Here is a 22664-nt window from a genome sequence, read left to right on the forward strand (position 1 = left end):
TTGTGAACGCCTTTTTTAGATCAATGCGGAAACTGCGTTGTCATATAGTTTGAGAATTGTTGATGAGACTGTTGCAACTGCTGACCCGTCGCAGCGTCCATTTTGTACCATCCTTTTTGAAACATAATGTTAAAAATCTCACGCTGGCAGTTTTGTGTTTCTGTGTAAATGGAGAGGATGTCTTCGTATAATGCAGCATGACTCGCTTCATTTAATGCCGTATCATACCCATCCGTCATATATTTTTCCGTTGCTAGCATGTCATTAATCCGATCCCGGTCGTTCATCTCAGGAGTTTTCGGTACTTGTGTATTCGGATTTTGAATTTTATTGCTATTGTTCGATTGCATCGTAAACCTACCTCTCTTATATTAGTTTTGCTGTGATTGTATTGTTGGCATTGACTGCGCGTTCAAATGTGTTAGCAGTTTTTCATAATGGCGTTGATGCATTTGGCCAGCTTTTTCAATCGCAAGTTTGATCTCTTGGTCCGCACATTCATTAGCAAAATGATACGCTTTTTTCATCGCGAGCAAATTCCAAGACAACATGTCAGTGACATAAAGATGATCTTTTGTTGACATAACGTTTGGCGGTTGTGGCATAATATTTTGTCCTGCTTGTGAAGATTGCATTTGATTCGTATTCATTAATTTCCCTCCTCTAAAAAATGGGTTAGTCTTAATCGAGATATTAACAAGCCTTTCTTTGAACTATTCTTTACTTTGTTTGCCGATTCTATGCTTATAAAAAATGAATAAATATCTTAAACAGTTATACGAAACGATGCTATTCAATGCCCTTGTCTAAATAAGACGCTTTTCGACAATCGAACGTAAAAAATGTATTTTTTTATTGATAAAACGAAGAATTTCCGTTAATATTAAACATGTAATCTGTAGCAGTTTTTTTTAGTGAAAAAAATGAATGAGCATTCATTCAAGACTAGGAGGTTGTTTCATGATCCGTGATATACAAAGTGCTGCAGTCATCGGTTCAGGAATAATGGGATCAGGAATCGCAGCTCATTTAGCGAATATCGGAATTCCGACGCTACTATTGGACATCGTGCCAAATGAGCTTACGAAAGCAGAGAAAGAGAAAGGACTTTCCCTTTCAAATAGGGCGGTTCGTAACCGCCTTGCTGATGAGGCGATTAAAAAGCTTTTTAAACAAAAGCCTGCTCCGCTTACGAAAAAAGAAAATGCGGGTTTAATTACCGCTGGGAACTTAGAGGACGACCTTGAGAAGCTGTCCCAAGTCGATTGGATTATTGAAGTAGTTGTAGAAAATCTTGACGTTAAAAAACAAGTGTTTGAAAAAGTTGATGCTCATCGCAAAGCTGGAACGATTGTAAGTTCAAATACTTCAGGGATTTCAGTTGAAGCGATGGCAGAAGGCCGTTCAGATGATTTTAGAAAATATTTCTTAGGCACACACTTTTTTAATCCTCCACGTTATTTAAAATTGCTTGAAATTATTCCGACGAAAGATACGCTCCCAGAAGTTGTCGACTATATGAAAACGTTCGGCGAAGACGTACTTGGAAAAGGTGTCGTTGAAGCGAAAGATACGCCGAATTTCATCGGAAACCGTATCGGGACATTCGGACTTCTTCAAACCGTACAAGTGATGCTAAAAGACGGTTATTCGATCAGTGAAGTTGATTCCGTAACAGGAACATTAATTGGTCGGGCAAAGAGTGCAACATTCCGTACACTAGATGTAGTCGGACTTGATACGTTCTACCACGTGGCAAATAACGTTTACAATAATGTTGAAGGCGAAGAAAAAGAAAAGTTTTCTTTCCCTGATTTTATGAAGAAAATGGTTGAAAAAGGCTTGCTTGGAAGTAAGACGAAACAGGGCTTCTTCAAAAAAGAAGGTAAAGAGATTTTGCAACTGAATCCGGAAACGCTGGAATATGAGCCACGTCAAAAATTACAAGCACCTTCGATTGAAATGGCGAAGCAAGCGAAGCGTTCCGAACGTTTAAAAACACTCGTTTACGCTGATGACCGTGCAGGTCAATTGCTATGGAATACGATGGCGCCGTCATTTATTTACTCCGCTGAAAAAGTCGGAGAAATTGCCGATAATATCTATGCGATTGACCAGGCGATGAAATGGGGATTCGGCTGGGAGCAAGGTCCATTTGAATCATGGGATTCCATTGGCCTTGAAAAATCCGTTGCGAAAATGGAAGAGGAAGGAAAAACCGTTCCTCAATGGGTGAAGGACATGCTCGCAGCAGGTCATACGTCGTTCTATAAAAAAGAAAACGGCAAGCTCCATTATTACGATAACGGAACTTACGTACAAGTAGCAGATAACCCGAAAGTGATTCATCTTGCGACAGTCAAGCAAGAAAAAGAAGTTATAAAGAAAAATAGTGGAGCAAGTCTTATCGACCTCGGCGACGGGGTGCTAAATCTTGAGTTCCACTCACAAAACAACGCGCTTGGACTTGATACAATCCAAATGATTAACAATGCAGTCGATGAAATCGAGCAAGGCGATTACAGAGGACTCGTGATCGGAAACCAAGGGAAGAACTTCTGTGTCGGTGCAAATTTAGCACTTATGCTAATGGAAGCACAAGACGACAACTTTTTTGAATTAGAGTTGACGATTCGTCAATTCCAAGATGCGATGATGAGAATTCGTTACGCGAAAAAACCGGTTGTCGCTGCACCATTCCAAATGTCACTCGGTGGTGGTGCTGAAGTTGCGATGCCAGCTGCTCGTATTCAAGCATCATCAGAAACGTACATGGGTCTTGTTGAAGTGGGTGTCGGTCTTATCCCAGGAGGTGGCGGAAATAAGGAGCTTTATCGTCGTCTGCTCGAGCGTATGCCGAAAGGGGTTAACTTTGACCTGCAACAAGTCGCAAACAAAACGTTCGAACTCATTTCAATGGCGACTGTTTCAACTTCAGCGCATGAAGCACAACAAAATGGCTTCTTAAGCTCTGACGATGGGATTAGCTTCAACGGCGATCATTTGTTATATGATGCGAAGCAACAGGTAATTGCGTTATCTGAGCAAGGATACCGCGCACCGCAACGTAAAAAGCTTCCAGTTGTTGGTGAAACAGGTTATGGAACGTTGCTTATGGCGGCGAAAACAATGCAATATTCCGGCTATGTCAGTGATCACGATGTACTCATTGCAAGCAAGCTTGCTTACGTCATCGCAGGTGGAAGATTGCCGTTCGGTACCGAAGTCGATGAACAGTATTTGCTTGACCTTGAAAGAGAAGCATTTTTGAGCTTACTCGGTGAACGAAAAACACAAGAACGTATGCAACATATGCTCGTAAAAGGAAAACCGCTACGTAATTAATTACAAAAAGCATTGAGAGGGAGGAAAAAGCGTGAGAGAAGCAGTCATAGTTGCAGGTGCGAGAACACCAGTTGGAAAAGCAAAAAGAGGAAGCCTTGCACAAGTTCGACCTGATGATCTTGCAGCCGTTGCAGTGAAAGAAACGCTACGTCGTGCGGATGGCTACGATGGTCACATAGATGATTTGATTATGGGGAATTCTACACCTGAAGCGGAACAAGGAATGAACCTTGCAAGAAATGTTGGAGCTCTAGCTGGTCTACCGGAAACTGTACCAGGAGTGACAGTAAACCGCTACTGTTCTTCAGGACTTCAAACAATTGCTTATGGTGCAGAACGGATAATGGTTGGGAGCGCTCAGGCGATTATCGCTGGTGGAGTAGAGTCAATGAGTATGCTTCCGATGGGAGGACATGTGTATCGTCTCAATCCGAAACTCGTTGAAACAGCACCAGAATACTACATGGGGATGGGTCATACAGCAGAGGAAGTAGCACGTCGGTATGGCATTTCTCGTGAAGATCAAGACGCATTTGCCGTCGAAAGCCATCGCCGAGCAGCTGCAGCCATTAAAAACGGGAAGTTTGACGACGAAATCGTTCCGGTTGAAGTGACGAAACGTTACGTTGATGAAAATAACAAGCTCGTTGAAAAGAATTTTACGTTTAGTATGGATGAAGGTGTAAGAGAAGGTACAAATATGGAAGTTCTTTCAAAGCTTCGTCCAGCATTCTCTGTGAATGGAACAGTGACAGCTGGAAATGCTTCACAAATGAGCGATGGTGCGGCAACCGTTTTGATTATGGATCGTGAAAAAGCTGAGGCTGAAGGGTTTAAGCCAATTGCAAAGTTCCGTTCCTTTGCAGTGGAAGGTGTCCCACCAGAAGTAATGGGGATTGGTCCAGTAAAAGCGATTCCTAGAGCACTCGAAATTGCTGGCTTAAGCTTAGCGGATATTGATTTATTTGAATTAAATGAAGCGTTCGCTTCACAATCTCTACAAATCATTCGTGAACTTGGACTTGACCACGATAAAGTAAATGTAAATGGAGGCGCGATTGCTCTCGGTCACCCACTCGGTTGTTCAGGAGCGAAATTAACCCTTACATTGCTTCACGAATTAAAACGCCGTAATGAACAGTTCGGTGTTGTAACGATGTGTATCGGTGGAGGAATGGGTGCGGCTGGCGTCTTTGAAATGCTGTAGGTTTTTAGGGAGAGGCGGTTTTTGACCGTCCTCACACCCTTATTTAAATAAAAATAACCTTATTGGATTTTAAGGGAGGAAACTACAAAATGGCAGACACGAACATGTTAAAACAGGGCGGAAGCTTTTTAGTTGAAGAAACAACGCCTGAGGAAATTATTACACCAGAAGATTTTACTGAAGAACAGAAAATGATTGCAAAAACAGCATCAGACTTTTTAGAAAAAGAAGTACTTCCCGTTCATGAGAAGCTTGAAAATCATGAATTCGAACATTCTGTGGAGTTAATGAAAAAAGCTGGTGAACTCGGTCTATTAAGTGCTGATGTGCCTGAAAAATACAATGGCTTAGGTCTTGATAAAATTAGTTCATCATTAATTACTGAAAGTATGTCTGGAGCAGGCGGTTTTGGAATTACGCATGGTGCTCACGTCGGAATCGGTTCATTACCAATCGTCTACTTCGGTAATGAAGAGCAAAAGAAAAAATATCTTCCGAAACTGGCTACAGGTGAATTGATTGCAGCTTATGCATTAACCGAGCCCTCCTCTGGTTCAGACGCGCTCAGTGCGAAAACAACAGCAGTTTTAAATGAAGAAGGAACACACTACATTTTAAATGGTGAAAAGCAATGGATTTCAAATGCAGGTTTTGCAGACGTCTTTGTCGTTTACGCAAAAATTGATGGCGAGAAGTTCAGTGCATTTATCGTTGAACGTGAGTTTGAAGGTGTGTCAACGGGTGTCGAAGAGCAAAAAATGGGAATTAAGAGTTCTTCAACACGTACATTAATTTTAGAAGATGCTAAAGTTCCGAAAGAAAACTTGCTTTATGAAGCTGGAAAAGGGCACGTGATCGCCTTTAATATCTTGAATGTTGGACGTTATAAGCTTGCTGTCGGTAACGTTGGTGGTGCGAAACGTGGTATTGAGCTTGCAGTCAAATATGCAAACGAACGTAAACAATTTAACACACCAATTTCAAGCTTCGGCATGATCCAAGAAAAGCTTGCAAACATGGCGACAAAAACATATGCTGCAGAAAGCTCAACGTATCGTACAGTCGGATTGTTTGAGCAACGTTTCCAAACGTTATCAGAAGAAGAGCTAGAAGATGGAACAGCTGTAGCCAAAGCAATTGCAGAATATGCAGTTGAATGTTCATTGAACAAGTTCTTCGCATCTGAGGTCCTTGATTATGTGGCAGATGAAGCTGTTCAAATCCATGGTGGATATGGCTTTATGGATGAGTACGAAGTTTCAAGAATGTACCGTGACTCGAGAATTAACCGTATTTTCGAAGGAACAAACGAAGTAAACCGTCTCCTCGTTCCAGGTACACTAATTAAGAAAGCAATGAAAGGTGAACTTCCACTTCTTCAAAAAGCTCAAGAACTACAATCTGAAATTATGTCGATGATGCCTGAAGAAGTTGGTACAGAGCCACTCGAACAAGAAAAATATTTAATCAAAATGGCGAAAAAAGTATTCCTTGCTGTTGCAGGCATGGCACTTCAAAAATTCGCCCAAAAAATCGAACATGAGCAAGAGATTCTTGCGAATGCAGCTGACATCGTGAGTGAAATTTATGCAATGGAATCTGCCGTACTCCGTACTGAAAAAGCGATCAATAAAGACGGTTTAGAGAAAGCGAAGCAAAAACTTCTTCTAACAGAAGTCTTTTGTCAAGAAGCATTTAACAAAATTGAAGCACACGCGAAAGAATCACTTCTTTACGTTGAAGAAGGTGACAACTTGCGCATGATGCTCTCTGTTCTTCGCAAACTTACTCGTCATAACCCAATAAACGTCATTGCGAAAAAACGTGAAATTGCTGATGCAATTATCGAAGCAGAGCGATATGTTCTTTAATGGCAAAAAGCTCCCAAATCGGGAGCTTTTTATTGTTCAACTTTTTTAAAGATCTCCAACTTCTTGCCATTGTTCTAAGAAGCCTTTATTTAATGAAGCACCACCGTCTGCTGTAATCACATCACCTGTAATGTAACTAGAATAATCAGAAACAAGAAAGAGGGCAAGGTTTGAAATTTCTTCTTTCTTTCCGAGTCGTCTTAACGGGATGCCACGTAAAATTCGCTGTTTGATTTGCTCGTTAGGCCAAAGCTTGTCGGCGCCACCCGTATCTCCAATTGGACCAGGTGCAATGCAATTGACACGAATGCCATGATGCCCCCATTCGGCAGCTAAAGTTTTAGACATGGCGACAACACCTGCTTTTGCAGAAGCGGAATGAACGACACCAGGACTACCCGTCCATGCGTATGTAGCGACCATATTAAGGATGCTTCCACCGTGTCCAGACTCAATCATACGTTTCCCGACAGCTTGTGAGCAGTACCACGTTCCATTCAGGACGATATTTTCAACAGCACGCCAACCGTTAACAGATAAATCTTCTGATTTAACGACGAAGTTACCAGCAGCATTGTTCACTAAAATATTGATGTTTCCAAATTGTTCAATCGTATATTGCACCATATTGTTCACTTTTTCAGGTTCACGTACATCACATTCAAAGGCTTGGGCCACTCCACCATTACGTTTAATTTCATCAACAACTGGTTCTAATCGTTCCATACTTCGTCCGCAGATGAGAACACTCGCACCGTGACGTGCAAATGTCATGGCGATATCTTTTCCCATTCCTGATGAACCGCCTGTAATAATAGCTACTTTGTCTTCTAACCATTGTCCTTCCATTGTAAATCCTCCTCGTATATTATGTTTGACATCTCACCGCAGGTCTATTTTATTAAACGTTTGTTTGAAGTTCTTTCAAGTGAATAATTGTTTCCTCACACCATTTTAAAACCGCTTCACAATAATGAATACCAAATTGAAGTGTCATATAACGATACGTTAAAGGTTGGTCGTAAGAATTTTGTTTTGCCAATAACTTTTTGTTCACTTCATAATATTCAACTAACGTTGTTTTCATTTCTGATTGAAATCTTTCAACATGGGCAATCATTATGCAAGGGTCGACATTGTGGGCAAAAAAAAGTTTTAACAATAATTCAATTCTCATCGGATAATGTCCGATAATCGGTTCATCTAGCCATTCAATCAGCAGTTTCTTGCCTTGTTCTGTAATGTGGTAAACATTGCGATATGGTTTTCCGTCTTGCTTTTCTACTGTTACGGTCGCCAAACCATCAGCGGTGAGTTGTTTTAAAATAGGATAAATTTGTGAGAAACTTTCGTTCCAAAAGTTGCCGATACCTTGCTCGATATTTTTTTTAATATCGTAGCCTGCCATTGGTTTTAAGCTTAACATACCTAATATGGCGTACTTACTTTTGTTTCTTCGTGACAATGCAACACCTCCATATATAATACATATATATCAATTACATATAATCTCTCACGTTAAGAAAAAATTGTCAATTCGGCTTTGTAAGATGAGTTTTGGAATAATAATAAAAATCGTGAATGATAGGAGGATCATAGTGACTTTAACATTTTATGCGTATCCGAAATGTGGAACATGTCGAAAGGCGAAAAAGTGGTTAGAAGAAAACAACGTCGATTTTACTGAAATTCATATCGTCGAACATCCCCCGTCCAAACAAAAGCTTAAAGAGCTTTATGAAAAAAGTGGGCTTGAACTGAAAAAATTTTTTAATACGAGTGGGAAGAAGTACCGTGAACTCGGTTTGAAAGACAAGCTGAAAGATATGACTGAAGATGAGATGCTTGAGCTGCTTGCGTCGGATGGGATGCTCATTAAGCGTCCGATCGTTACGGACGGAAAACAAGTGACGGTTGGATTTAGAGAAAAAATGTTTGAAGAAGTTTGGAAGTTGTAAATAAGTAGTCGTTCATTCATAATGATGGCAATTACAAATACATAATTTTTCGTTTGGAGGGATTGTCGTGGGTGTACCTAACAATTTACGTTATACAGATGAACACGTTTGGGTGAAGGTTGAAGGCGATCACGCCCGTGTTGGGGTGACAGATTTTGCGCAGTCGGAACTCGGTGATATTGTGTTTATTGAGTTGCCAGAAAAGGGAACTTTTATCGAAGCAGACGAACCATTCGGAAGTGTCGAGTCTGTTAAGACAGTTTCTGAACTATACGCACCAGTAAGCGGAAAAGTGCTCGAAGTGAACAAAGAACTTGATGATCGCCCAGAACTTGTGAATGAATCACCTTTCGATAAAGCGTGGATAATTGTCGTGGAACCAACGGAAATGTCTGAGGTCGAGAAGTTAATGTCAGCTGAAGAGTATAAAAAAATTGTATCTGAAGACGAATAAGCAAAAAAAGATCCTGTACAATATGGCACTTTACAGGATCTTTCGTTTTCTTACTAGTCATCGCTTTTAAGCAAGGCCACTGCGCGAACCCAGCCGCCACTTGCACCTGCAATTTTAATTGGAAATGCGATGACAGTGAAACCGATTGGTTTTGGAAGCTGATTTAAGTTTGCTAGTTTCTCGATTTGGCAATACTCTAACTCTTTTCCGACGTAATGGGCGGCCCAAAGTACAGTCGGGTCCTTTGTGTCACGAAACTTTTTACCTTGAATTTCAAACGGAACGTCCCATCCGTAGCCATCTGTCCCCATCACTTTAATACCACAGTGGATTAAATAGCGTGTTGCTTCAGCGCTCATACCAGGATGAATCGATGTGTACCCGTGTTTGAAAAAGTGTTTGTCTGCATCCGTACGTATGAGCACGATGTCGCCTGCTTGAAGGGTATAATTAATCCGTTCTAATTCTTTGACAATATCTTTTTTCGTAATTTCTTCGCCTGCTCGTTTCCAAGAAAAATTTAATAAAACTCCGTTCCCATAAAACCAGTCTAGGGGTAGTTCATCAATTGTTTTTGCACGTGCGTTACCCGTCTTATCCCAATAATGATACGGAGCATCGACGTGTGTGCCAGTATGTGTCGTCAATGTAACAAGTTCAACAGCCCACGCTTTTCCTTCAGGCCAATCGGAAGGGTTAATTCCGAAAGCTTTAGCCGCCCGGCCGACAGACTGTTCATGATTTTGATATGTAATATTTGGCGGCGAAAATTCTTTTGCTTTTGAATCCATCGGGACACTTAGGTCAATAAATTTCTTTTGCATCGTTCTCACTCCCTTTCGAATTTTTCGTTATACTTAGTATACAAGTTTGTTCGAGGAGGAGTTTGAAAATGAAACTTGTTCGTTTTATTCCGTTACAAAGTTATCCGAGGCTCCCTCGTCTAGGTGCATTACAGCAACATGTGATTGTCGACTTACAACAAGCGTATCGGCTGTACTTGCTTGAGGCGGATATTTGTTCGCCAGAAGCTGCCCTACGAGTAAGTCAGCAATTTTTGCCTTCCGACACCGTTCAATTTTTAGAAAATGGTACGTTTTCAATGGAAGCAGCGAAACAGGCGATAGCATTTGCAGAAACGTTTGAAAGTCGAGAAGACGAAAAAATCACGTATGAACAACATGATGTTCGCTTGTTAGCGCCGATCGAAAAGCCGCGTAACTTGAGAGATTTTATTTCATTTGAAGACCACATTAAAAACTCACGAAAAACGAGAGATAAAAAAGTACCAGATGCGTGGTATAAGCTTCCTGTATACTATAAAGGGAATACGGCAACGATTATCGGACCGGATGATGATGTTGTTTGGCCTAACTATACGTCACTTTTAGATTATGAACTTGAGTTTGCATGTATAATCGGAAAGCAAGGCATCGATATTTCCGAAGAAAATGCAAATGACTACATTTTTGGTTATACGATTATGAATGATTTTAGTGCACGAGACATTCAAATGCAGGAGATGAGCGTCGGACTTGGACCCGCAAAAGGAAAAGACTTTGCAACCGCGCTTGGACCCTATATTATTACAAAAGATGAGCTTCCAGATCCGTACAATTTAAACATGATTGCACGTGTGAATGGGGAAATCTGGTCAGAAGGGAATACGAAAACGATGTACCGACCGTTTTCAAAAATTGTTGAACACGTATCGGAAAGTGAGCTGATCGTCGCGGGGGATGTGCTCGGTTCTGGAACTGTCGGTTTCGGGTGCGGATTGGAGCTTGGGAAGTTTTTGAAAGATGGGGATGTCGTTGAGTTAGAGATTGAAAAGCTCGGTGTGCTCCGTAATAAGATTATAAAAAGATAGGAGTTTTTCTTGGGTGATTGTTGAAGTAAATGAATCACAATTTCGACAGCATATGGAAGAGAAAAATCGTTTCGCCGCTTTTTTTCATACACCATTTTGTGCAAATTGTTCCTTTGCTAGAAATGTGCTTAATACGGTTACGAAACGATTGCCGATTGATGTACCGATTGTATCAAGTAATTTAAATGTTATGCCTACATTAGCCGAACCATTGCAAGTGATGACTGTTCCACTTTTACTCTTCATTAAAGATGGTGAACCAGTGGAACAATTTGTCGCTTTCGGAAGAGCGGACGAACTGTATTTTTCGCTCATTCATTTTTTTGGACAAAATGAAAAAGACTAATTGACAAAATATCATCCAGTTGGTAATATTTATTAAACCAATAAATTTAGTAGGGATTTTAAGGGGGCAACATCATGTCAGAAGATAAACAGTATCGGTTGGAAACGCTCGGGGTTCATGCAGGATTGGAAGCAGACCCTGTGACAGGGTCACGAGCATTGCCGATCTACTTAACGAATGCATACGAATTTAAAAACACAGAGCATGCGGCGAATTTATTTTCATTAGCTGAGCCAGGAAACATTTATACACGAATTATGAATCCGACGGTCGGGGTGTTGGAGGAAAGAATTACGGCACTTGAAGGTGGGATTGGAAGCTTGGGGCTGGCGAGTGGCTCAGCTGCGATTACGATGGCAATTATGAATATTGCTGGAACGGGTGATGAAATCGTATCCTCTTCTGAAGTTTACGGGGGTACATACAATTTATTTGCGGTTACATTACCAAAATACGGAATTAAAACTCGTTTTGTTGATCAGAAAGATCCAGAAAACTTTCGAAAAGCAATTACGCCAAAAACAAAAGCGATCTTTGCTGAAACGATTAGTAACCCAGGTTTGAATGTCCTTGATTTTGAAAAAGTAGCTGAAATTGCTAAAGAACATGGTATTCCGCTAATTATTGATAATACGTTTGGAACACCTTATCTATGCCGTCCTATTGAACATGGTGCAAATATCGTCGTACATTCAGCAACGAAATGGCTCGGTGGAGCAGGTGCAACAATGGGCGGATTGATTGTAGACGGTGGGAACTTCGATTGGAATTCACCGAAATTCCCAGGATTTACAGAGCCAGACCCAAGCTATAACGGCTTAGTATATGCTGAAGCACTTGGTAATGCAGCATTTATTACGAAAGCTCGTGTTCAGCTTTTGCGTGATACAGGTCCATCATTAAGCCCGTTCAATGCGCATCAGCTTGCATTAGGCTTAGAAACATTGCACGTAAGAATGAAAGAGCATGTGGCGAACACACGAAAAATTGTGGACTACTTAAAAAATCATCCGAATGTAGAATGGGTCTCTTATCCTGAGCTTGAAGATCATCCATCATATGAATTGTCGAAAAAATATCTCCCGAAAGGGGCAAGTTCAGTCGTTGCTTTCGGTATAAAAGGTGGAAGAAAAGCAGGTGAAGAGCTAATCAATTCAGTTAATCTTTGGACACTTCTCGTTAACGTTGGAGATGCGAAAAGCCTTATCGTTCACCCTGCAAGTACGACACACTCACAACTAGATGGAGAAGAATTAGCTTCAACAGGTGTAACAGAAGATATGGTTCGCCTTTCTGTTGGAATTGAAAATGTCGAGGATTTAATTGAAGACTTAGAGCAAGGCATACAAAAAGCGAGTAAGTATGCATAAGAAAAGACAAAGTGTTAAGGTGTCGAAGTTGAGCTATAACTCCAGTAAATTAAATCGTGGTGCCTATACTTTGATTAGTGAAAGGTGCCACGATTTTCATTTGTTGCTGCTTTCCCATTTTATCCACGTAATTTTTTATAGACGCTTTTTGTCAGACTTTATTATCGATTACTTTTATGTGATTAAAACATATATAATAATACGAGAACCCTCGAATAAATTAGGTGCTTGCTCTAATGCAAAATGTCATTATAATTTATTATATTATTTGTAATGTAATGGAAATTTGCATAACAAAGACAATGATATTTATTTAAGAAAGGAAAGCTGGACCAAGGATTGTTTGCAGTAATCAGTGGGTGGATAATTCCGGATTTCGCAGATTTGAAGATTCAATTAACGCGTCAATCCAGAATTAAGTGCAGATGAAATTGCTATATTAATTAAAGAATACGCAACATCTTAAGGATTGACTGAGGAAGCTTATAGACAACAAATTGAACAAAAAATAATGAATAATATTTGGACAAGCTCGAAATAAATGTGACGTAATGTATTCAAAAGCTTGGACAATAAAAAATACAGTTGTTCATGCACCAGGACTAGGTAGAAAAAGTAGATAATCTAATCTAGGATTGAAAAATGGTATTCAATTTCAGTATTTCAATAATCGCGATAGAGCAGCAAACCGTACCTATAAACTTTTTTGAAGGTGTTTTTTTCATTAGTTAAAATATCTGTTCAAATAAGCATCGTTTATTAACGATGTAAAATTTGTACTTTTTAAATGAAATTTGATATGCTGTAAATGATAATCCATTTCCGAAAAAATGAACAATGAAGAACGTAAAAATTCAGTCAATGATAGGCTGTTTTTTTGTTTTATAGGACATTCTATCTATGAATAGACCGTTTGCTTGCTTATTATTTTTATTTGTTTTAATATTGTAATGAGAATAGATTGAGAATGAAAAAATCAACCTATTTCTTATAGAAAAATTGAGAAAATGCTTATCACAACTGGAGGTATCGTTCATGTCAGCACCACACTTAAAAATCGAAAATTTACATGTGTCCATTGATGATACAGAAATAATTAAAGATTTAAGCCTTGAAATCAAAGGCGGGGAAGTCCATGCCGTTATGGGACCAAACGGTACTGGAAAATCTACACTTGCTGCTGCTCTTATGGGGCATCCTCGTTATGAGGTGACGAAAGGGTCCATTACGTACAATGGTGAAGATGTCCTTGAAATGGAAGTCGATGAACGTGCAAAAGCTGGAATGTTCCTCGCGATGCAATATCCAAGTGAAGTTTCCGGTGTAACAAATGCTGATTTTATCCGGACTGCAATGAATGCACAGCGTGGAGAAGGAAATGAAGTTCAACTTATGCCCTTCATTCGTCAGCTTGATAAAAAAATGGAATTACTCGAAATGGATGAATCGTTCAGCACACGCTATTTAAATGAGGGCTTTTCAGGTGGTGAAAAGAAGCGTAATGAAATTTTACAAATGCTTATGCTTGAGCCTAAAATCGCAATTCTAGACGAAATTGACTCTGGACTTGACATTGATGCTTTGAAAGTTGTTTCTGATGGAGTGAACGAAATGAGAGGTCCAGAATTTGGTGCGTTAATTATTACTCACTATCAACGTTTGTTAAATTACATTAAGCCAGATAAAGTCCACGTTATGATGCAAGGTCGTATTGTGAAATCGGGTGGACCAGAACTTGCCGAGCGTTTAGAAGCAGAAGGATATGACTGGATTAAAACAGAACTTGGCATTGAAGATGAAACTGTAGGTCAGAAATAGAACGCAGGCAGCTAGGAGGAATAATGATGTCAGCTGAAACGATTGTTTACGATGAGGCATATGTACGCGAGTTTTCAAACAACCGTAAAGAACCTGAATGGCTGTTACAGGTACGTCTTCGTGGTCTTTCACTTGTGAAAGAACTCGCATTGCCAAAACCAGATAAAACAAAAATTGAGAATTGGAATTTCCATTCTTTTGAACATAAAACCGAACAAGAGGCAGAACAATCACTCGATAATCTGCCTGGAGAAGTATTGAGTATAATTGGAAAAGAACAAGAAGCGGGCAATGTCATTGTCCAGAAAAATGCTTCCGTCGTTTATCAAGCACTTTCAGAAGAACTGAAAGCGAAAGGAGTTATTTTTACCGACTTATGGAGAGCAGTTCAAGACCATAGTGACCTCGTTCAAAAGTATTTTATGACGGAAGCTGTTCAAATTGATGAACATCGACTAACCGCATTGCATGCCGCTTTGCTTAATGGCGGAGTATTTTTATACGTTCCGAAAAATGTTCAAGTTGAATCACCGTTACAAGCTGTTTTTTGGCACGAAAATGCCAATACAGCTCTATTCAATCATGTGATTATCGTCGCCGAAGAGAATAGTTCTGTTACTTACGTTGAAAACTACTTATCAACGAATACGGGTGAACCTTCTGTAGCTAATATTATTTCCGAAGTATTTGCTGGTAACAACGCTATTATTCGCTATGGTGCCGTCGATCATTTAAGTGAGAATGTGACATCATACATTAAGCGGAATGGTCGTATCGAGAAAGATGGTCGCATCGAATGGGCACTCGGTGAAATGAATGATGGAAATACCGTATTTGAAAACTGGACGAAATGTATCGGTGATGGTTCATCTTCAGATGCAAAAATGGTGACAGTTGGACGTGGTGAGCAACGTCAAAATTTCATGGTCCGTATTGACCAAATCGGCCAACATTCAGACGGACAAATCTTTGCTCATGGTGTAATGAAAGATAAAGCGACAGGCATTTTTAACGGAATTGGGAAAATTGAGCAAGGTGGCAAGAAGTCAAATGCTGAGCAAACATCACGTATCCTTATGCTAAGTGAAAAGGCAAGAGGAGATGCAAACCCGATTTTGCTCATTGATGAAGATGATGTCACAGCTAGTCACGCGGCATCCGTTGGGCAAGTCGATGATTTGCAATTGTATTATCTTATGAGTAGAGGAATTAGTCGTGATGAGGCAGAACGGTTAATCGTTCGTGGTTTTCTAGAACCAGTCGTCGCTAACTTACCAATTGAAGGAGTTAAGCAGGCGCTTGAAGGCGTAATTGAAAGGAAAATTCAGTGATGGATCCGAAAGAAATTCGTCAATTGTTTCCGATTTTAAATCAGGAAGTTAATGGCAATCCACTTGTTTATCTCGATAGTGCAGCTTCATCACAAAAACCGATTCAAGTTATCGAAGCTGTTAATGATTACTATCGAACGTATAATTCTAATGTGCATCGAGGTGTTCATACGCTCGGAACGAAAGCGACCGATGCGTATGAAGGCGCACGTGAAAAAGTTCGCAAATTTATTCATGCTACATCAACAGAAGAAATTGTTTTTACACGCGGCACGACGACCGCAATAAACTTAGTTGCTTCAAGTTACGGAAGAGCTAATGTTAGTGACGGTGACGAAATCGTTTTAACACCGATGGAACACCATAGCAATATAATTCCGTGGCAACAAGTGGCGAAAGCGACCGGTGCAACTTTGAAGTATATTCCGTTACAAGAAGATGGAACCATTACACTTGAAGATGTCCGCAAAACGATTACGAATCAAACAAAAATTGTTGCAATTTCTCACGTTTCTAACGTACTCGGAACGATTAATCCGATTAAGGAAATCACCGATATTGCTCATGAGCGTGGTGCTGTGACCGTCGTGGACGGAGCGCAAAGTACGCCGCATATGAAAGTAGATATGCAAGAGTTAAACTGTGACTTTTTCGCGTTCTCTGGACATAAAATGTGCGCACCTACAGGGATTGGCGTATTATATGGCAAAAAGGCACTTCTTGAAAAGATGGAACCCATTGAATTCGGTGGTGAAATGATCGACTTTGTTGGATTGTATGAGTCTACATGGAAAGAATTACCTTGGAAATTTGAAGGTGGAACCCCCATTATTGCAGCTGCCATCGGATTAGGAGAAGCGATTGACTTTTTAGAAGAAATCGGAATGAATAACATCGAAAAACATGAACATGAATTAACGGAATATGCGCTTGAACGAGTCAGTCAGATCGAAGGAATTACAATTTACGGACCGAAAAAGCGTGCTGGTCTTATGACATTTAATCTTGAAGACGTTCACCCACACGATCTTGCAACCGTCGTTGACCAAGAAGGAATTGCTATTCGTGCTGGACACCACTGTGCGCAGCCGCTAATGAAATGGTTAAACGTAAGCGCGACAGCACGAGCGAGTTTTTACTTATACAACACGAAGGAAGATGTAGATTCGCTAGCAGATGCGCTAGTTAAAACGAAGGAGTATTTTGGTAATGTCTTTTAATAATCTTGATCAGCTTTATCGTCAAGTAATTATGGATCATTATAAAAATCCGCGAAATCGTGGTGAATTGGAAGATGAAGCTGTTACAATAAATATGAATAATCCGACGTGTGGCGATGTCATCCAACTTCATTTAAAAGTAGAGGACGATAAAATAATTGACGTTAAATTTAAAGGTGAAGGCTGTTCGATTAGCCAGTCTTCTGCTTCGATGATGACTGAAGCGATTAAAGGTTTGCCCGTTCAAGATGCGCTGAAAATGTCAGAGGTTTTTTCGAAAATGGTTCAAGGGAAAGAGTATAACGAGGATGGCCTCGAACTTGGTGATATTGAAGCGTTGCAAGGTGTATCTAAGTTTCCAGCGCGGTTTAAGTGTGCTACACTAGCGTGGAAGGCGATGGAAAAAGGTCTTCAAGAGTAATTCCAAAAGTTGTTAACTTGTTCACTTCGTCATGGACGGTTTGATTGTTATAGTTATAAATCCACAAAGGAGGAAAAATAATGGCCAAAAAAATGCCTGATATTGGCGAATATAAGTATGGCTTTCGTGATAAAGACGTTTCGGTTTTCCGTTCAGAGCGTGGCTTAACGCGTGAAATTGTGGAAGAAATTTCGAAGATGAAAAATGAGCCGGAGTGGATGCTTGAATTTCGTTTAAAATCACTCGATCAATTTTATAAAATGCCAATGCCTCAATGGGGCGGAGATTTATCAGATTTGAATTTTGACGAAATTACGTATTACGTAAAACCGTCAGAACGCTCAGAACGCTCATGGGACGAAGTTCCGGAGGAAATTAAGCGTACGTTCGATAAACTTGGAATTCCTGAAGCCGAGCAAAAATATCTTGCGGGTGTTTCTGCTCAATATGAATCAGAAGTTGTTTATCAAAATATGGAAAAAGAGCTTGAGTCTTTAGGTGTTGTTTTTAAAGATACAGATTCCGCTTTACAGGAAAACGAAGAATTGTTCAAAGAATACTTCGGTACAGTCGTTCCATACTCAGATAACAAATTTGCTGCGTTAAACTCAGCTGTTTGGTCTGGTGGTTCTTTTATTTACGTACCAAAAGGAGTTAAAGTTGAGTCCCCTCTACAAGCGTATTTCCGAATTAACTCTGAAAATATGGGACAGTTCGAAAGAACACTTATCATTGTAGATGAAGGCGCTTCTGTACATTACGTTGAAGGGTGTACAGCACCTGTGTATACGACGAACTCCTTGCATAGTGCAGTAGTAGAAATTCTCGTTAAAAAAGATGCTTACTGCCGTTACACGACGATTCAAAACTGGGCAAACAACGTGTTCAACCTCGTTACGAAGCGTGCGGTGTGTGATGAAAATGCAACGATGGAGTGGATTGATGGGAACATCGGCTCAAAACTGACGATGAAATATCCAGCAGTGTTCTTGAGAGGAGAAGGTGCTCGTGGATTGACCCTTTCCATTGCACTAGCAGGTAAAGGTCAACACCAAGATGCAGGCGCGAAGATGATGCACCTAGCCCCGAATACGACATCCTCTATCGTATCGAAATCGATTTCGAAAGAAGGCGGAAAAACAACCTACCGTGGAATCGTCCATTTCGGTCGAAAAGCGGAAGGTGCTAAAGCAAACATCGAATGTGATGCGTTAATGATGGACAATATTTCAACGTCAGATACAATTCCATATAATGAAATTTTAAACGATAACATTTCACTCGAACATGAGGCGAAAGTTTCTAAAGTATCCGAAGAACAGCTTTTCTACTTGATGAGTCGCGGCGTTTCAGAACAAGAAGCGACTGACATGATTGTCATGGGTTTTATCGAGCCATTTACGCGAGAACTTCCAATGGAATATGCGGTTGAGATGAATCGCTTAATAAAGTTCGAGATGGAAGGTTCAATTGGTTAATATCTCATTGAAATTAAGATACCCTTGTCACAACAACGTTTGTGGCAAGGGTGTTTTTTTGGCTCTATTATATTTGTTATTTGATTTTTATCTAAAAGAAGTACATGCATCTCGGATAAGGAATAAGTATAAGTTTAAGTTTATGTAATGAAGAGTAATGCCTAGGGGGAAATACCCTAGTTGATATTAGAGACAATTTACCCATATAAAGTGAAAGGTGCAGTCACATATAAAATGTTACAGCCTGGAGAAGAAGTGGTATTAAGTGCATATTACCCTTGGCAAGAAAATGTTGAACATACTGGCATTTCTTTTACAACAGGGTATGCAAAGTACCCAGATGGATTTGATACAGAAAAGCTAGCGACAATAGATCAAAGTTATATTCATAGTTGGTTAGTTGAAGATGTGGTAAATGAGTAAGGGGATTTCTCTATTGTATGTAATGCCACTATATTGTCTATAAACACAGTGGTATTTTATTGTCAATATTACTAATAGGAGTGCATATGTTTTGAAAAAGTTTTGGAAAGTACAAATTATCCTTATAGCAATTTTGCTACTTGTAGCTGGATGCAGTAGCAATGATGATAACAAGGAAAAAAACAAAAATGATTCTAAAAAGACGCAAGAGACAGTAGGCACAACAGATAAAGAAAAGAACAAATCAACCGAACAATTGTATCACGAGATTGGTGAAACTTTTGAGATGACTGCTTATTATGCAGATGCAAAGGCAGAGATAACGGTGAATAAAGTCTGGACGGAGCCTGGTGAACAGCATAAAGAATATATTGAGGAAAATTTGGCTTCCCCAGATGAAGACACAAATGTAACGTTTATTGACTTTACCGTGAAAAACAAGAGTGATAAACAGATAGGATTAGGGGATCTTCTGCCAGAGTATACTGCTGCGAATACAGAAGTAGATGTGTCTTACCCTAAAAATGATAAGTTCACAGACTTCTTAAATTCATTTAAATATGAAGTGGAACCTGGTGAAGAATTGGATCTTGTCGGTGCGGTTGCTACAAGTAAGGAAGATAAATATACCTCAGCATTTCTTTGGAATATCACTCAGGAAGTGCCAGAAGTAGTTTTCCACACACCACAATCAGAACGAAAAGATAAAATCGGTATCTATGATATTGGCGAAGCAATTTACCCGATAGATCACGGAGAAGAGGGTTATCTTAAGGTGACAATTAATGACATTACGATTGAAAAGGAAGCAAAAGGATTAAATCATACGCTTGACAATAGTTCATATTTAGTTTTAGATGTGGAATTTGAAAATACTTTAAAAGAAGAACAACCGATTACTGCTGGTATTCCAAGCGCAGTGATAAAAGGGGATGAAGTTCCGCATACTGTTGAGTTTTCTTTAGATGGTAAGTGGATAGATGTATATCATTCTGCAGATGCTTATGTGCAACCAAGCAAAACATTAAAAGGCAAAGTTTATTTAGAAATTTCTAATGATGATATTGAAAAAGTGAATATATACTACTTTAACCCTGCCTTGCTAATTTTCCCTGAATACTCGATGAAACTGAATTATAATTTATAGGAAACGAAAAGGTCAATTCTTGCATTATTGAAAATTTGCAGGAACTGGCTGAGAGTAATTCAGCGGATATCACAAAAATTACAACGGAGATAAATGTCTCATTATAATTATTTGACAATGAACGGTCCTTTCCTCCTGTTCCTTTTGTCGTTTGTAAAAGAAAAACTTCTTTGAGATGATATTTATGCATTATTTTATCAACAAAGAGAGGTTGGTTGTAATGAGGAAAGTAGCTATAGCAATAGTTTCACTTATTAGCGCATTATTATTAGTAAGTTGCAACAGTACTACCAATAATACTACGAGTAATAATGATGGGAAGGAAACAAAATCAAATTCTTCGAGTCCGATTATCGATCCAAATCTTGCGATTGATGAGCGGAAAGAAATTGAAAATATGATAGAGGAACAAAAAGATCTATTAAAACTTGGGTTTGTAACGGATGATAACCTGATTAATGATATCCAAATTTCCCGAGCGGTTACCTTTCATGAAGATGATTATGCTCGTTCCGAGGATGATCGAGTGAGTTATTCTTCTTGGTATAGAGCTAGGAGTTCAAATCCTAATATCCAGTACTCTGGTAGTAATCACTTTATTTGTGAGGATGGATTGGATGAATCGACTTCAGATTTAACAGAGCGTCAATCATTTAACAATGATGGTAAAGAAGGTTTTTATGGGCATATCGAATATGAAGCTTCTGAAATTGTTGTAAAATATAAAGATAAGTGCTATTCAGGGCATGTCTCAACAGATGAAGGCTATGACAAAGAAGATAAAAGACTGCTCGAATTAATAAGTAAAACATTTAAGACAGAAGCGGAAGGCGCCTATGATCCTTTTTATAAACGATTTACGATGGATCTTGAAAAAATTAAATTTCCAACGATGAATCAAGAACGTGTAACCCTTTGGGGTACAAGTATTAGTTATTGGGAAGAGATATATGAAGAAAATTACTCTAGGGTCGGTGTAAGTTATTCTGTTGATGATGATGACTATATTGACTATGAGGTAACGGATAATGAAAAGATTTATGGAGATATAGAAAAGAAAAAACTGAAAACAGATGGTGGAACATCTGTTATTGTATATGAAGATAGTACTTCTGACCATCGTTTAAAGTATAGATGGTCGGATGGAACCTATCACTATTTAATTGAAGTACATGCGGAAGATACAAGGTTGTCTGATAATGATGTTCTAGTTATCATCGATTCTGCAATGGGCGATGATCGTTCATTTAATAGTTTGGACTTCTTCAAAGGAGTTAATGATGCACCAAATTTAAATAAAGATGATTTGGAATTACAAAAGTATTTTATTGAAGATTGATTATAATGTAACCCGTCACAACAAAAGTTGAGATCGTATCGATAAATTCTTTGTCCTTCTACCATTGGGTTGAAGGACAAAGAAAAATTAGGAATTATATTTTTGTTAATGATGCTTAGTGAACAAGTTTGATATGCGGAATCCACCTTAGAGGACTGTCGATAGAGGGTCAAGCGAAAACAAGAACGACAGCATACGGTTAAACGAAACCAAATTGAAGGAAAATTCGGTAAAGGCAAGCGCAAAGGTTTGCTCTAGTTTGAGCGTCACTTGCAAACACCTGTCAAACGGTCATCGATTTCCAATTGAAAGTGATGAATTTGGATCGCCGATTCCGGATTCTTTCTTTGCTGCTGTCGATACAACTCGCTTATCGCTAGCAAACCGAGATTAGTAAGCCGAGTGTCAGTCTCTTGCATGTCGATGATTTATATTAGGACTTCTATTATTTTATATTACGTTATTTGTCCTGCAATTTGATAGTTTTAATTACGATAAAAAGGGAATATTTAATCTTATTATTAAGTGAACAGGATTGAACTTTATATCAATTATGAATGAGGAGGTTATTATTTGGAGATAAAATTTGCAGAAGTATCGGATGCATCAATGATACATGACATCATGATTAAGGCATTTATGGAATATAAAGATGAAGTACCCCCTTCAAGCGCTTTGGAAGAAACTGTTCAAACTGTGTTTGGTGCTTTAAAAAATGGCGAACAATGTTTAATAAGTTATATTGATAATCAGCCTGTTGCAATGGTTCGATTTCAACTAAAAGAAGAGGGGTTATATTTTTATAGGCTTTCAGTAATTCCGGAAAAACAAGGTCAAGGTGTTGCAAAAAAAATTTTAAGTTCTCTAGAAGATTATGCAATAGAAAAAGGTGTAACAAAGTTATTATGTAAAGTTCGTATGACAGTGCCTAAAAATATAAAGTTATATAGTTCAATTGGGTATGAAATTTTTGATGAGGAAGTCGTACATAAACCAAATGGCTCTGATATAAAAGTTGTTTCAATGATGAAGAGACTTCAATAAAAACAAGCATGTAGTGGAAATA

The 22664-nt window shown here is 39.1% G+C and carries 22 protein-coding genes; 17 read left to right on the plus strand and 5 right to left on the minus strand.

The features are described 5' to 3' along the window. Window positions 1-20: 20 nt before the first annotated feature. Both ABU914_RS00515 and ABU914_RS00520 read right to left on the minus strand, forming a co-directional pair. Window positions 21-350, minus strand: coding sequence for a spore coat protein (locus ABU914_RS00515; protein ID WP_379667791.1), 330 nt, complete (start codon window positions 348-350; stop codon window positions 21-23). 21 nt (window positions 351-371) lie between these two features. Continuing rightward, window positions 372-650 (minus strand): hypothetical protein, encoded by a 279-nt coding sequence (locus tag ABU914_RS00520; RefSeq protein ID WP_379667792.1) that lies wholly within the window; start codon window positions 648-650, stop codon window positions 372-374. A gap of 313 nt (window positions 651-963) precedes the next feature. Here ABU914_RS00520 and ABU914_RS00525 point away from each other — a divergent pair, with 313 nt between their 5' ends. From ABU914_RS00525 to ABU914_RS00535, 3 genes are all read left to right on the plus strand, one after another. Next, window positions 964-3345 (plus strand): 3-hydroxyacyl-CoA dehydrogenase/enoyl-CoA hydratase family protein, encoded by a 2382-nt coding sequence (locus tag ABU914_RS00525; protein ID WP_379667889.1) that lies wholly within the window; start codon window positions 964-966, stop codon window positions 3343-3345. Between the two features lie 31 nt (window positions 3346-3376). Beyond that, window positions 3377-4552 (plus strand): acetyl-CoA C-acetyltransferase, encoded by a 1176-nt coding sequence (locus ABU914_RS00530; RefSeq protein WP_379667793.1) that lies wholly within the window; start codon window positions 3377-3379, stop codon window positions 4550-4552. 89 nt (window positions 4553-4641) lie between these two features. After that, window positions 4642-6423 carry an acyl-CoA dehydrogenase family protein gene (locus ABU914_RS00535; protein WP_379667794.1) on the plus strand — a complete coding sequence of 594 codons (1782 nt, stop codon included), beginning with the start codon at window positions 4642-4644 and terminating at the stop codon, window positions 6421-6423. A 45-nt stretch (window positions 6424-6468) separates the two neighbouring features. Here ABU914_RS00535 and fadH read toward each other — a convergent pair whose 3' ends face one another. Then, complete coding sequence (gene fadH / locus ABU914_RS00540; RefSeq protein WP_379667795.1) at window positions 6469-7272, minus strand: 2,4-dienoyl-CoA reductase; 804 nt, start codon at window positions 7270-7272, stop codon at window positions 6469-6471. A gap of 52 nt (window positions 7273-7324) precedes the next feature. Continuing rightward, a complete protein-coding gene (locus ABU914_RS00545) occupies window positions 7325-7888 on the minus strand; it encodes a PadR family transcriptional regulator (protein ID WP_379667796.1) in 564 nt (187 codons plus the stop codon). Window positions 7889-8021: 133 nt separating this feature from the next. On the opposite strand from ABU914_RS00545, the gene ABU914_RS00550 reads away from it, so the two are divergent. After that, window positions 8022-8381, plus strand: a complete 360-nt coding sequence (locus tag ABU914_RS00550) for an arsenate reductase family protein (RefSeq protein ID WP_379667797.1) — start codon at window positions 8022-8024, stop codon at window positions 8379-8381. 67 nt (window positions 8382-8448) lie between these two features. Next, complete coding sequence (gcvH, locus tag ABU914_RS00555) at window positions 8449-8835, plus strand: glycine cleavage system protein GcvH (protein WP_379667798.1); 387 nt, start codon at window positions 8449-8451, stop codon at window positions 8833-8835. Window positions 8836-8888: 53 nt separating this feature from the next. On the opposite strand, the gene ABU914_RS00560 is transcribed toward gcvH, so the two are convergent. Further along, a complete protein-coding gene (locus ABU914_RS00560; protein WP_379667799.1) occupies window positions 8889-9659 on the minus strand; it encodes a cyclase family protein in 771 nt (256 codons plus the stop codon). A gap of 68 nt (window positions 9660-9727) precedes the next feature. Between ABU914_RS00560 and ABU914_RS00565 the strand changes: the two genes are divergently transcribed. From ABU914_RS00565 to ABU914_RS00620, 12 genes are all read left to right on the plus strand, one after another. Further along, window positions 9728-10705: a fumarylacetoacetate hydrolase family protein gene (locus ABU914_RS00565; RefSeq protein ID WP_379667800.1), complete on the plus strand. Its 978-nt coding sequence runs from the start codon at window positions 9728-9730 to the stop codon at window positions 10703-10705. A 13-nt stretch (window positions 10706-10718) separates the two neighbouring features. Next, on the plus strand, window positions 10719-11051 hold the full coding sequence (locus tag ABU914_RS00570; RefSeq protein WP_379667801.1) for a thioredoxin family protein: 333 nt from the start codon (window positions 10719-10721) through the stop codon (window positions 11049-11051). Between the two features lie 74 nt (window positions 11052-11125). Then, a complete protein-coding gene (locus ABU914_RS00575) occupies window positions 11126-12421 on the plus strand; it encodes an O-acetylhomoserine aminocarboxypropyltransferase/cysteine synthase family protein (protein WP_379667802.1) in 1296 nt (431 codons plus the stop codon). Between the two features lie 1035 nt (window positions 12422-13456). Beyond that, complete coding sequence (sufC, locus tag ABU914_RS00580; protein WP_379667803.1) at window positions 13457-14239, plus strand: Fe-S cluster assembly ATPase SufC; 783 nt, start codon at window positions 13457-13459, stop codon at window positions 14237-14239. A 26-nt stretch (window positions 14240-14265) separates the two neighbouring features. Beyond that, window positions 14266-15570 carry a Fe-S cluster assembly protein SufD gene (gene sufD / locus ABU914_RS00585; RefSeq protein ID WP_379667804.1) on the plus strand — a complete coding sequence of 435 codons (1305 nt, stop codon included), beginning with the start codon at window positions 14266-14268 and terminating at the stop codon, window positions 15568-15570. Continuing rightward, the gene (locus tag ABU914_RS00590; protein ID WP_379667805.1) at window positions 15570-16790 is read left to right on the plus strand and encodes a cysteine desulfurase; all 1221 of its coding nucleotides are present in this window, start codon (window positions 15570-15572) and stop codon (window positions 16788-16790) included. Before sufD ends, ABU914_RS00590 begins: the two co-directional genes overlap by 1 nt. Beyond that, the gene (sufU, locus tag ABU914_RS00595; RefSeq protein WP_379667806.1) at window positions 16780-17211 is read left to right on the plus strand and encodes a Fe-S cluster assembly sulfur transfer protein SufU; all 432 of its coding nucleotides are present in this window, start codon (window positions 16780-16782) and stop codon (window positions 17209-17211) included. The genes ABU914_RS00590 and sufU overlap by 11 nt, the downstream gene beginning before the upstream one ends. Before the next feature lie 80 nt (window positions 17212-17291). Continuing rightward, window positions 17292-18689 (plus strand): Fe-S cluster assembly protein SufB, encoded by a 1398-nt coding sequence (gene sufB, locus ABU914_RS00600; protein WP_379667807.1) that lies wholly within the window; start codon window positions 17292-17294, stop codon window positions 18687-18689. A 180-nt stretch (window positions 18690-18869) separates the two neighbouring features. Beyond that, window positions 18870-19112: a hypothetical protein gene (locus ABU914_RS00605; RefSeq protein ID WP_379667808.1), complete on the plus strand. Its 243-nt coding sequence runs from the start codon at window positions 18870-18872 to the stop codon at window positions 19110-19112. Between the two features lie 91 nt (window positions 19113-19203). Then, window positions 19204-20259: a hypothetical protein gene (locus ABU914_RS00610; RefSeq protein WP_379667809.1), complete on the plus strand. Its 1056-nt coding sequence runs from the start codon at window positions 19204-19206 to the stop codon at window positions 20257-20259. A gap of 220 nt (window positions 20260-20479) precedes the next feature. Continuing rightward, window positions 20480-21598, plus strand: coding sequence for a hypothetical protein (locus tag ABU914_RS00615; protein ID WP_379667810.1), 1119 nt, complete (start codon window positions 20480-20482; stop codon window positions 21596-21598). A 573-nt stretch (window positions 21599-22171) separates the two neighbouring features. Then, complete coding sequence (locus ABU914_RS00620) at window positions 22172-22642, plus strand: GNAT family N-acetyltransferase (protein WP_379667811.1); 471 nt, start codon at window positions 22172-22174, stop codon at window positions 22640-22642. Window positions 22643-22664: the final 22 nt, after the last annotated feature.

Source organism: Pueribacillus sp. YX66, assembly GCF_041725775.1.
Classification (GTDB): Bacteria; Bacillota; Bacilli; order Bacillales; family UBA6769; genus Pueribacillus.